Source organism: Nonomuraea sp. NPDC049655 (assembly GCF_044465465.1).
In the GTDB taxonomy this organism is placed as follows: domain Bacteria; phylum Actinomycetota; class Actinomycetes; order Streptosporangiales; family Streptosporangiaceae; genus Nonomuraea.
Genome location: NZ_JBITLS010000026.1, coordinates 1 through 11,518, shown reverse-complemented (window position 1 = coordinate 11,518; position 11,518 = coordinate 1). Strand labels below are relative to the sequence as shown.

Annotated in this window: 10 protein-coding genes and 2 tRNA genes; 9 read left to right on the top strand and 3 right to left on the bottom strand. The window is 68.0% G+C overall.

Going from position 1 to position 11,518, the window contains the following annotated elements; all coding sequences use genetic code 11:
- The first annotated feature begins 28 nt into the window (after nucleotides 1–28).
- Nucleotides 29–667 (top strand): HAD family hydrolase, encoded by a 639-nt coding sequence (locus tag ACIBQ6_RS49200; RefSeq protein WP_397219427.1) that lies wholly within the window; start codon nucleotides 29–31, stop codon nucleotides 665–667.
- Here ACIBQ6_RS49200 and ACIBQ6_RS49195 read toward each other — a convergent pair.
- Nucleotides 621–1,250 (bottom strand): uridine kinase, encoded by a 630-nt coding sequence (locus ACIBQ6_RS49195; RefSeq protein ID WP_358294640.1) that lies wholly within the window; start codon nucleotides 1,248–1,250, stop codon nucleotides 621–623. The two genes, ACIBQ6_RS49200 and ACIBQ6_RS49195, sit on opposite strands and share 47 nt — an antisense overlap.
- 79 nt (nucleotides 1,251–1,329) lie before the next feature.
- Nucleotides 1,330–1,400 (bottom strand) — tRNA-Gly (locus ACIBQ6_RS49190).
- Between the two features lie 89 nt (nucleotides 1,401–1,489).
- On the opposite strand from ACIBQ6_RS49190, the gene ACIBQ6_RS49185 reads away from it, so the two are divergent.
- Together ACIBQ6_RS49185 and ACIBQ6_RS49180 are read left to right on the top strand one after the other, a co-directional pair.
- Nucleotides 1,490–1,566 (top strand) — tRNA-Pro (locus ACIBQ6_RS49185).
- A 77-nt stretch (nucleotides 1,567–1,643) separates the two neighbouring features.
- Nucleotides 1,644–2,144, top strand: coding sequence for a DinB family protein (locus tag ACIBQ6_RS49180; RefSeq protein WP_358294638.1), 501 nt, complete (start codon nucleotides 1,644–1,646; stop codon nucleotides 2,142–2,144).
- Between the two features lie 16 nt (nucleotides 2,145–2,160).
- On the opposite strand, the gene ACIBQ6_RS49175 is transcribed toward ACIBQ6_RS49180, so the two are convergent.
- Nucleotides 2,161–2,652 carry an ATP-binding protein gene (locus tag ACIBQ6_RS49175; protein ID WP_358294636.1) on the bottom strand — a complete coding sequence of 164 codons (492 nt, stop codon included), beginning with the start codon at nucleotides 2,650–2,652 and terminating at the stop codon, nucleotides 2,161–2,163.
- 232 nt (nucleotides 2,653–2,884) lie between these two features.
- On the opposite strand from ACIBQ6_RS49175, the gene ACIBQ6_RS49170 reads away from it, so the two are divergent.
- The 6 genes from ACIBQ6_RS49170 (at nucleotide 2,885) to ACIBQ6_RS49145 (ending at nucleotide 11,148) form a co-directional block, all read left to right on the top strand.
- A complete protein-coding gene (locus ACIBQ6_RS49170) occupies nucleotides 2,885–3,751 on the top strand; it encodes a helix-turn-helix transcriptional regulator (RefSeq protein WP_352360394.1) in 867 nt (288 codons plus the stop codon).
- A gap of 166 nt (nucleotides 3,752–3,917) precedes the next feature.
- Nucleotides 3,918–5,303 carry a trigger factor gene (gene tig, locus ACIBQ6_RS49165; protein ID WP_397219425.1) on the top strand — a complete coding sequence of 462 codons (1,386 nt, stop codon included), beginning with the start codon at nucleotides 3,918–3,920 and terminating at the stop codon, nucleotides 5,301–5,303.
- A gap of 472 nt (nucleotides 5,304–5,775) precedes the next feature.
- Nucleotides 5,776–6,408, top strand: coding sequence for an ATP-dependent Clp protease proteolytic subunit (locus ACIBQ6_RS49160; protein ID WP_352323605.1), 633 nt, complete (start codon nucleotides 5,776–5,778; stop codon nucleotides 6,406–6,408).
- Between the two features lie 11 nt (nucleotides 6,409–6,419).
- Entirely contained in the window at nucleotides 6,420–7,043 is a 624-nt protein-coding gene (locus tag ACIBQ6_RS49155; RefSeq protein ID WP_352323604.1) for an ATP-dependent Clp protease proteolytic subunit, read from the top strand.
- Between the two features lie 184 nt (nucleotides 7,044–7,227).
- A complete protein-coding gene (gene clpX / locus ACIBQ6_RS49150) occupies nucleotides 7,228–8,511 on the top strand; it encodes an ATP-dependent Clp protease ATP-binding subunit ClpX (protein WP_185067261.1) in 1,284 nt (427 codons plus the stop codon).
- Nucleotides 8,512–8,574: 63 nt separating this feature from the next.
- Nucleotides 8,575–11,148: a valine--tRNA ligase gene (locus ACIBQ6_RS49145; RefSeq protein ID WP_387653135.1), complete on the top strand. Its 2,574-nt coding sequence runs from the start codon at nucleotides 8,575–8,577 to the stop codon at nucleotides 11,146–11,148.
- Nucleotides 11,149–11,518 lie beyond the last annotated feature (370 nt).

Here is an 11,518-nt window from a genome sequence, read left to right as displayed (position 1 = left end):
TGGTTGAATCAGTTCACAGGAGGAGCATATGAAAATCGATGCGGTCGTGTTCGACATCGGCGGGGTGCTGGAGCTGACGCCGTCCCTGGGCGTGACGGCCAGGTGGGAGGAGAAGCTCGGGCTGCCCGCCGGGCACATCGACGCCCAGCTGGAGCCGACCTGGCTGGCCGGGGCGGTCGGCGAGATGACGGAGGAGCAGGCCGGCGCCGAGGTGACCAAGGTGCTCGGCGCGCACGCCGGGGCGTTCATGGACGACGTCTGGACGGAGTACCTCGGCACGCCCAACACCGAGCTCATGGCGTACCTGGGCGCCCTGCGTCCGCGCTACCGCACGGGCCTGGTGAGCAACAGCTTCGTCGGCGCCAGGGAACGCGAGCAGGCCGCGTACGGCTACGCCGGCCTGGTGGACCACATCGTCTACTCGCACGAGGCGGGAGTGCGCAAACCGGATCCGCGCATCTACCTGATGGCCTGCGACGCCCTCGGCGCCGACCCCGCCGCCACGGTGTTCCTCGACGACCACGAGCCGTACGTCGAGGGCGCCCGCGCGGCCGGCCTGCACGCCGTGCGCTTCACCTCGAACGCCCAGGCGGTCGCCGAGCTGGACGCGCTGCTCGGGCTCAGCCGTCCGTCAGCACCGCCGGCCGGTCCGGATGGTCGGCCCTGACCACCACGTCGGCGGCCCGCTGCGGGCGCGCCTCGCGTTCGTACCGCTCGTAGGCCGGCAGCCGCCACCGCTCGTCCTGCGGCGTGCGCCGCGCCAGCGCCCCCGCCGACAGCCACACGTGCACGCTCACCTCGAACGGCAGCCCCCGTCCCAGCAGCAGCGTGCCGTCCACGAGCACCACCCCGCCCGGCGCCAGCTCCCGGTACGGCAGCCGGTACGCGCGATCGATCCCGCTGTCCCACAACGCCGGCAGCACCCGCCCCGAGCCGCCCGGCTCCAAGGGTTCGAGCACCTCGCGCAGCAGGCCCTTGACGTCGAGCCAGTCCTCGTAGAAGACGTCGGGATCGGTCCGGCCGTGCTCCAGCCGGAGCGAGGCCGGCCGCAGGAAGTCACCCGCCGACACCCGCAGCACGGGCCTGCCGCGCAACCGCAGCGGCGCGACCAGCTCGTCGGCCAGCGCGCCGGGCCCCGCCGCGGGCGCTCCGTCGACCGCCACCCGCACCCAGGCGTCCTTGGGCCGCGCGGCGACGAGCTCGGCGAGCTCCTCGACGAGCGCCTCCCGGGAGATCGGACGTGCACGCATCGACGCCAGCCTACGCCCCCGAAGATCACAAAAGGCCAGGCCCCCCGAACCGGGGATGACCTGGCCTTTCGCCTGCGAGAGCGGACGACGGGAATCGAACCCGCGTAGCTAGTTTGGAAGACTAGGGCTCTACCATTGAGCTACGTCCGCGCGAACCGGTCGAACTCTGGTCTAGACTTCATCCGGTCGTCAGGGCGTAAGCGTACCGGAGTCGCGGACCGCATGCGCACCCGGCGAGGCGGGGCGTGGCGCAGCTTGGCAGCGCGCTTGCTTTGGGAGCAAGAAGTCGCAGGTTCAAATCCTGTCGCCCCGACCAGCTCCTCGGCCCCCTCCGACGCGGAGGGGGCCTTCTTGGTTCGCGGACCCGGACGAAGTGCCCATTAAGGTCGAGGCGTGACAGACAATCGTGTGCCTCCGCCCCTCACCGGCGACGAACGGACCGTGCTCGGCAACTGGCTCGAATGGCATCGCGGCACGCTGGCCGTCAAATGCGCCGGCCTGACCGACGAGCAGCTCAGGCTCCGCTCCGCCGAGCCGTCCGCCATGTCGCTGCTCGGCCTGGTCCGGCACCTGGCGCACGTGGAGCGTGTCTGGTTCCGCCGCGTGCTGAACGGCGAGGACATCCCCCGCCTGTGGAACAAGGACGTCGACAACGACGCCGACTTCAACGACGTGGACGACGCCTCGGTGGAGGAGGCGTTCGCCACCTGGCAGGACGAGATCGAGCGCGCCCGCGCCATCTCGGCCGCCAAGCCCCTCGACGCCGTGGGCGACCGGAACGGCCAGGACTGCACCCACCGCTGGATCCTCGTCCACATGATCGAGGAGTACGCGCGCCACAACGGCCACGCCGACCTGCTGCGCGAGCGCATCGACGGCGCCACCGGCGAGTAACGGCCAGGCCGAGGGCTCAGCCCTCTTCGGAACCCTCTTCGGCGCGGAACAACGCCCACACGGCCTTGCCGCCGCGGTCGAGCGGGTCCCAGCCCCAGCACTGGCTGTAGGTCTCGACGATGTAGAGGCCGCGCCCGTTCTCGGAGATGAAGTCCGGCTCCTTGCGGCGCGGCACCTCGTCGCTCGGGTCCGCCACCGCCAGCAGCACGTGCGGCGACACGCGCATCAGCAAGAGCTCGATCTCCCGCCGGCCGGCCGCGTACATCGCGTACCGCACGGCGTTCGTCACCAGCTCGGACACCACGAGCGCGGCGTCGTCGCTCAGCTCGTGCAGGCCCCATCCCCGCAGTGTGGAGCGGGTCACGTCCCTGGCGGTCTTCACCGAGTCGGCCTGGAAGGGCAGCGGGCACGCGGTCGTGTTCGGCTTCCCGCCCTTGAGCAGGTGGTCGAACCCCACCTCACGGGTGATCTGCAGGCAATCGGCAGTGGCCAGAGGATCCTCCACCATGCCGCCGATACCTCCCCGTAGCCCTCGGTTTAGTGCATGTTTGGCCCACAATGCACTAAGCCATCATGGGTCACGAACGCGGCGGCTGCAAGACCCAAATGCACGTGCAGCTGCAATGTGCAACAGCATGCGCCTTTTGGGGCAAATCTCTCCTAATCGGACACGAGGTTGAGACCTTGTCATACCCGGCAATGTGGTGTCACTGTGTGTGCGGACCTTGATAGGAGGCAACGTGACGCAGAACCAGCCGGGTTCCGGGCCGACGGCGCTGCGCATCCTCCTGGGCTCCCAGCTGCGAAAGCTCAGGGAGGCGAAGAACGTCACCCGCGAGGAGGCGGGGCACCTCATCAGGGGCTCCGAATCCAAGATCAGCCGCATGGAGCTGGGCCGGGTGGGGTTCAAGGAACGTGACGTCTCCGACCTGCTCACCCTGTACGGCGTCGTGGACCCGCAGGCGCGAGCCGCCGTCCTCGACCTGGTGGCCACCGCGAACGAACCCGGCTGGTGGCACCGGTTCAACGACGTCCTGCCCACCTGGTTCCAGGCGTACGTCGGCCTTGAGGAGGCCGCCGCCCGGATCAGGACCTACGAGGTCCAGTTCGTGCCGGGACTGCTGCAGACCAAGGAGTACGCCCGGGCGGTCGTCACCGCCGGAGCGGCGGGCATCGCGGCGGAGGAGATCGCCAGGAGGGTCGACCTCAGGCTCGAACGCCAGCGCATCTTCGACCGGCCGGACGGTCCCGTCTTCTGGGCCGTGATCGACGAGGCGGCGCTGCGCCGGCCCATCGGCGGCGTCGAGGTCATGCGCGCCCAGCTCGAACACCTCATCGACCTCATGCGGCAGCCCAGCATCACCATCCAGATCATGCCGTTCAGCTTCGGCGGCCACAGCGCCGAGGGCGGCGCCTTCAGCATCCTGCGCTTCCCCGACCGCGACCTGCCCGACGTCGTCTACGTCGAGCAACTGGCCAGCGCCCTGTACCTGGACAAGCGTGAGGACGTGGACCGATACACGGAGGTCATGGAGCGGCTGTGCGCCGTGAGCACCACTCCTGATGAGACGATCGATCTGCTGCGGACGATCGCCGAGGAGTTCTGACGGCGACGGCGTCGTTGTTCGGTACGCATCTGCCCTAGACTGGCCATCGGCGTTGGATCCCGCCGTGGCGGAGCATGCCCAACGCCGCTCATGTGGGCGCGGCGCGTGAGCCGTACCGAATGGACGCGCCCGCGATCACTCGTAGCTTGATCAAGGAGACCATTCCGTGAAGACCGCTGTCGAGGAGCTCAGCCCGACCCGGGTCAAGCTCACCGTCGAGGTGCCGTTCGAAGAGCTGCGCCCGAGCATGGATGCGGCGTACAAGAAGGTCGCGCAGCAGGTGCGCGTCCCCGGGTTCCGGCCTGGCAAGGTTCCGGCCCGCATCATCGAGCAGCGCTTCGGCCGGGCGGTAGTGCTGGAGGAGACCCTCAACGACGCGGTGCCCAAGCTCTACGGCCAGGCCGTCGACGAGGTCGACGTGTTCCCGGTGAGCCAGCCCGACATCGAGGTCACGAAGATCGACGACGGTGAGCAGATCGAGTTCACCGCCGAGGTCGACATCCGGCCCAACTTCGAGGTGCCCGACTACCAGGGCGCCGAGATCACCGTCGACTCCGCCGAGGTCTCCGACGAAGACGTCGACGCCCAGCTCGACTCGCTGCGCCAGCGCTTCGCGACGCTGACCGGCGTCGAGCGCGCGGCCGCCAACGGCGACTTCGTGGTGATGGACCTGCGCGCCGAGATCAACGGCGAGAACATCGAGGAGCAGCAGGCCAGCGAGGTCTCCTACGAGGTCGGCGCCGGCTCGGTGCTCCAGGGCCTCGACGACGCCCTCGTGGGCATGTCCGCGGGCGAGGAGAAGAGCTTCAAGACCGAGCTCGTCGGCGGCGAGAACGCCGGCGAGGAGGCCGACGTGATCATCAACGTCAAGTCGGTCAAGGAGAAGGTCCTGCCCGAGCTCGACGACGAGTTCGCCCAGCTCGCCAGCGAGTTCGACACGCTCGACGAGCTCAAGGCCAGCATCCGCGAGCAGGCCCGCCGCAACAAGCTCATCGACCAGGTCGTCCAGGCCCGCGAGAAGGCCCTCGACGCCCTGCTTGAGAAGATCGACATCCCGCTGCCCGAGAGCGCGCTCAAGGCCGAGGTCGACGCCCGCAAGCACAACCTCGACCACCAGATCGCCGAGAGCGGCCTCAGCCGTGACGCCTTCTTCCGTCTGTACCAGACGACGGAGGAGGAGCGTTTCGCCGAGTTCGACAACAACTCCGCCAAGGCGCTCAAGGTCGGCTTCGTGCTCGACAAGATCGTCAAGGCCGAGGAGCTGGGCGTCAACGAGCAGGAGCTGACCAACTTCGTGGTGCGCCGCGCCATGGAGATGGGAGTCCAGCCCAACGAGCTGGCCAAGCACCTGGCCGACAACGACCAGCTCACGCTGGCCATGGTCGAGATCGTCCGAGACAAGGCCAAGTCCGTGCTGGGCGACGCCGCCAAGGTCGTCGACAGCGAGGGCAACGAGGTCGACCTCAAGGCCATCTACGCCGAGATCAACGGCGCCCCGGTCGAGGAGGAGGCCGACGAGGCCGCCGAGTCCGAGGAGAAGGCCGAAGCCTGACCTTCCCCGAAGCCCCCGAACCCCATGGGTTCGGGGGCTTCGTGTTGTGCGGCCGCGGCGGCGCGCCTCCCGCGTCCGAGAGCACGGCCGAGCGCGTGTACGCGCCCACAAGGCACCTGACGATCCCGCGGGGCGCGAACGGCCCCTCAGGCGCGCGGCCCGCCCTTCGACGGCTCGGCAGCCCCTCACCGCCACCGCCCGCGCGACCGCCTCCGCGCCGCCGGACGGCATCCACCGGTACGCAACCTCACAAGCTCCACGAGCCCCACCAGCACGGCGCCATCCCTGTCGAATCGCCCACAGAGCCGGACCATGAGCTGGACGTGGAGGAACGGCGTAGTCTGACAGAAGGCCGGCCACCCAGACCTGCGCCGTCAGCGAACAGTACGGGGGACCGGGCATGACCTGTGGGCGTCGCGCGTTAAGGTCACAAGCAAAGCCAATCACTTACGACGCATCGGAAGGTGACGCTGTGACCAGCCCGCCGACCTTCTATCAGCCTGAGTCGCGAGGCCGTGAGAACGGCTCGTCCTTCCGGCTTGAGGACCAGCTTTACCAGCGCCTGCTGCGTGAGCGCATCATCGTGCTCGGTCAGGAGGTCAACGACGAGATCGCCAACCGGATCTGCGCCGAGCTGTTGCTGCTCGCGGCCGACGACCCCGAGCGCGACATCACGCTGTACATCAACTCGCCGGGGGGCTCGGTGAGTGCCGGTATGGCGATTTACGACATGATGGAATATGTGCCTAACGACGTGTCCACGGTGGTGATGGGCATGGCCGCCTCCATGGGGCAGTTCCTGCTCACCGCCGGCGCCCGCGGCAAGCGCTACGGCCTGCCGCACGCCCGCGTCATGATGCACCAGCCGTCCGGCGGCATCGGCGGCACCGCGGCCGACATCGCCATCCAGGCGGAGCAGATGCTCTACGTGAAGAAGACGCTCGCCGAGCGGATCGCCTTCCACACCGGGCAGCCGCTGGACCAGATCGAGTCCGACTCCGACCGTGACCGCTGGTTCACGGCCGAGGAGGCGAAGGACTACGGCTTCATCGATCACGTGGTGCGCAGCGCGCGGCAGGTGCCCTCCGTGGGCCCGGTCTCCTAGGGGGAGCTGACATGAACATCCAGAGCCGTTACGTTCTCCCCTCCTTCGTCGAGCGCACGTCCTACGGCGTGAAGGAGATGAACCCGTACAACAAGCTCTTCGAGGACCGCATCATCTTCCTCGGAGTGCAGATCGACGACGCGTCGGCCAACGACGTGATGGCCCAGCTGCTGACGCTGGAGTCGCTCGACCCCGACCGTGACATCAGCATCTACATCAACTCGCCCGGCGGCTCGTTCACGGCCATGACGGCGATCTACGACACGATGCAGTTCGTCCGGCCGGAGATCCAGACCGTCTGCCTCGGCCAGGCCGCGTCCGCCGCGGCCGTGCTGCTGGCCGGCGGCACCCCGGGCAAGCGCTTCGCGCTGCCCAACGCCCGGGTGCTGATCCACCAGCCCTCCACCGAGGGCGGTGGCCAGGGAAGCGACATCGAGATCCAGGCCCGCGAGATCCTCCGCATGCGATCCCTCCTCGAGGACATCGTGGCGAAGCACACGGGCAAGGCCTCCGCCGACATCCGCAAGGACATCGAACGCGACAAAATTCTCAACGCGGACGAGGCAAAGGCGTATGGTCTGATCGACGACATCATCCCGACCAGGAAGAAACGAGCTCAGGCCGTCGCTTCCTAGTTGAGATGTGACGCACCGGAGCGCTGCCCAATAGGGCACGTTCCGGTGCGACTCGCCGCTAGGGGGCTCACTGAGGGCCCAGAAGACGGTAACGTCGAAACCTGAGCGGTTCGGCCTAGTCCGGAGGATGTCCGGAGACACTGCTCGCGTGAGCAGGGCGGTCCCACGCAAAGGAGTATCTGGGGTGGCACGCATCGGCGACGGGGGAGACCTGCTGAAGTGCTCTTTCTGCGGGAAGAGTCAGAAGCAAGTCAAGAAGCTCATTGCCGGTCCAGGCGTCTACATCTGCGATGAGTGCATCGATCTCTGCAACGAGATCATCGAGGAGGAGCTCTCCGAGTCCTCCGAGCTCAAGTGGGACAACCTGCCCAAGCCGAGGGAAATCTACGAGTTCCTCGACGCCTACGTCATCGGACAGGACAAGGCGAAGAAGGCGCTCTCGGTGGCGGTCTACAACCACTACAAGCGGGTGCAGTCCGGTGACCGGGGTAGAGACGACGGCCTTGAGCTGGCCAAGAGCAACATCTTGCTGCTCGGGCCGACCGGGTCGGGAAAGACTCTCCTCGCACAGACTCTGGCGAAGATGCTCAACGTGCCCTTCGCCATCGCCGACGCGACGGCCCTCACCGAGGCCGGCTACGTCGGCGAGGATGTCGAGAACATCCTGCTCAAGCTCATCCAGGCCGCCGACTACGACGTCAAGAAGGCCGAGACGGGCATCATCTACATCGACGAGGTCGACAAGATCGCCCGCAAGAGCGAGAACCCGTCGATCACCCGCGACGTCTCCGGCGAGGGCGTGCAGCAGGCGCTGCTGAAGATCCTCGAAGGCACGACGGCCTCGGTGCCGCCGCAGGGCGGGCGCAAGCACCCGCACCAGGAGTTCATCCAGATCGACACCACCAACGTGCTGTTCATCTGCGGTGGCGCCTTCGCCGGCCTCGAAAAGATCATCGAGTCGCGCATCGGCAAGAAGGGCATCGGCTTCAACGCCATCATCCGCTCGAAGGAAGAGGTCGACACGGCCGACATCTTCGGCGACGTGATGCCCGAAGACCTGCTGAAGTTCGGCATGATCCCCGAGTTCGTCGGCCGCCTGCCGGTCATCACCTCGGTGCACAACCTCGACCGCGAGGCCCTCATCCAGATCCTCACCGAGCCCCGCAACGCGCTGGTCAAGCAGTACCGCAAGCTGCTGGAGCTCGACGGCGTGGAGCTGGAGTTCACCGACGGCGCCCTGGAGGCCATCGCCGACCAGGCCATCCTGCGCGGCACCGGCGCCCGCGGATTGCGCGCGATCCTGGAGGAGGTGCTCCAGTCCGTCATGTACGAGGTGCCCTCCCGCCAGGACGTCGCCCGCGTGGTCATCACCCGCGAGTCGGTGCTGGAACACGCGATCCCGACGCTCGTCCCGCGCGACCAGCTCGCCGCCAAGCAGCAGCGCACGCCGCGCGAGAAGTCGGCCTGACCGTCCTCGAAAAACGCCCCCGGGTTCGTCCCGGGGGCGTTTCGCTTGTCCGGCTCCCTAGAATTGGTGCTTGTGACAACGCAAGAGCTGCCCACCCAATACACGCCGGCCGACGTCGAGACCCGTAGCTACGAGCGCTGGGTGTCCGAAGGCTACTTCCACGCCGACCCGGGCAGCTCGCGCGTGCCGTACAGCATCGTCCTCCCGCCGCCCAACGTGACGGGCGTCCTGCACATCGGTCACGCGCTCGACCACTCCATCCAGGACGCGCTGACCCGCCGCGCCCGCATGCAGGGCCGCGAGACGTTGTGGCTGCCCGGCATGGACCACGCCGGCATCGCCACCCAGAACGTCGTGGAGCGCGAGCTGGCCAAGCAGGGTCTGTCCCGCCACGACCTGGGCCGCGAGGCGTTCGTCGAGCGCGTCTGGGAGTGGAAGGAGGAGTCCGGCGGCCGGATCCTCGGCCAGATGCGCAAGCTCGGCGACGGCGTCGACTGGGAGCGCGAGCGCTTCACCATGGACCCGGGGCTGTCACGAGCCGTCCAGACCATCTTCAAGAAGCTCTTCGACGACGGGCTCATCTACCGCGCCGAGCGCATCATCAACTGGTGCCCGCGCTGCCTGACCGCGCTGTCCGACATCGAGGTCGAGCACAGCGAGGACGAGGGCGAGCTGGTCTCGATCCGCTACTCCGACGAGATCGTCGTGGCCACCACCCGCGCCGAGACCATGCTCGGCGACACCGCCGTGGCCGTCCATCCCTCCGACGAGCGCTACGCCCACCTGGTCGGCACGATGGTCGAGGTGCCGCTGACCGGCCGCATGATCCCCGTGGTCGCCGACGAGCACGTCGATCCCGCCTTCGGCACCGGCGCGGTCAAGGTCACCCCGGCCCACGACCCCAACGACTTCGAGATCGGCCGCCGCCATTCGCTGCCGTCCCTCACCGTCATGGACGAACGCGGCGTCATCACCGCCCACGGCCCCTTCCAGGGGCTCGACCGCTTCGAGGCGCGCCCGGCCGTGGTCGCCGCGCTGCGCGCCGAGGGCCGCATCGTCGCCGAGAAGCGTCCCTACCTGCACTCGGTCGGCCACTGCTCGCGCTGCAAGACCGTGGTGGAGCCGCGGCTGTCGCTGCAGTGGTTCGTCAACGTCTCGCCGCTGGCCAAGGCCGCCGGCGACGCCGTGCGTGACGGCCGCACCCGCATCCACCCGCCGGAGCTGGCCAAGCGCTACTTCGACTGGGTCGACGACATGCACGACTGGTGCATCTCCCGTCAGCTGTGGTGGGGCCACCGCATCCCGGTCTGGTACGGCCCGGGCGGCGAGGTCGTCTGCGTCGGCCCCGACGAGGAACCGCCGGCCGGCTACACCCAGGACTCCGACGTCCTCGACACCTGGTTCTCCTCCGGACTGTGGCCGTTCTCCACGCTCGGCTGGCCCGACTCCACCCCGGAGCTGGAGAAGTTCTATCCGACCTCCGTGCTCGTCACCGGCTACGACATCCTGTTCTTCTGGGTGGCCAGGATGATGATGTTCGGCCTCTACGCCATGGACGGCCGTCCGCCGTTCCAGACCGTGGCCTTGCACGGCATGGTCCGCGACCAGTACGGCAAGAAGATGTCGAAGTCGTTCGGCAACGTGGTCGACCCGCTCGACTGGGTCGAGCGCTTCGGCGCCGACGCCACCCGCTTCACGCTGCTGCGTGGCGCCAACCCCGGCGCCGACGTGGCGGTGAGCGAGGAATGGGCGGCCGGCTCGCGCAACTTCTGCAACAAGATCTGGAACGCCACCAGGTTCGCGCTGATGAACGGCGCGGCGGTGGGCTCGCTCGACGGGCTCGACCTCACCGCGGCCGACCGCTGGATCCTGTCCCGCCTGCAGACCGTGGTGAGCGCCGCCGACGCGGCCTTCGACGAGTACGAGTTCGCCAAGGCCTCCGACCTGCTCTACCACTTCGCCTGGGACGAGGTCTGCGACTGGTACCTGGAGCTGGCCAAGATCCAGCTCGGGGAGGGGCTCGAACACACCCGGCTCGTGCTCGGGCACGTGCTCGACGCGTTGCTGCGGTTGATGCACCCGCTGGTGCCCTTCGTCACCGAGGAGCTGTGGCGGGCGGTGACGGGTGGCGAGTCGATCGTGGTGGCCCCCTGGCCGCAGACCGACGCCCGCTACGCCGACCCGGCGGCCGAGGCCGAGATCGACGCGCTGCAGGAGCTCGTCACCGAGGTCCGCAGGTTCCGTTCCGACCAGGGGCTCAAGCCCGGCCAGAAGGTGGCCGCCCGTCTGGGGTTGTCCGGCACGCCGCTGGAGGCCCAGGAGAGGGCGATCCGTGCGCTGCTGCGGCTGACCGAGCCGGCGGAGACGTTCAACGCCACAGCGCGCCTCAGCGTGGGCGCGGTGACCGTGGAGATCGACACCGCGGGTGCCATCGACGTCGTGGCCGAGCGCAAGCGCCTGGAGAAGGATCTGGCCGCAGCCCGGAAGGAAGCCGCGCAGGCGGCGGGCAAGCTGGGCAACGAGCAGTTCATGTCCAAGGCGCCCGACGACGTGGTCGCCAAGGTCCGGGGCCGGGCCGAGCAGGCCGCCGCGGACATCGCGCGCCTTGAGGCACAGCTATCCGGGCTCGGGGTTTAGAGCATACGAACGCGGGGAAGGTCCATTCGTTACCGAACATGGACCTTCGACGTCCTCAGGGCTGCTAGAGTTTTCAACGCGGGGCCGATCAGCCCCGACACCCCTTCTGATCAACCCCGACTTTCGGGCTGTCTGACCTGGCGGTTGGACAAAGGCCGGAAGTTAGAGTAAGTTAGCAGGGTTGCTCCGAAACGGAGCAGGTCCGGAAGCTCCCGGATCGGGTGGTTTGACAAGAATCGTCCGGATCTGGTAGACTGAAGGAAATGAAATGTGAGCGCCTCTGAGCGGGGATCCGGGAACGGGTTCTGGTGAGGAAGTACGCGTCCGTTTCTTGAGAACTCAACAGTGTGTTAAAAGCCAGTGCATGAAA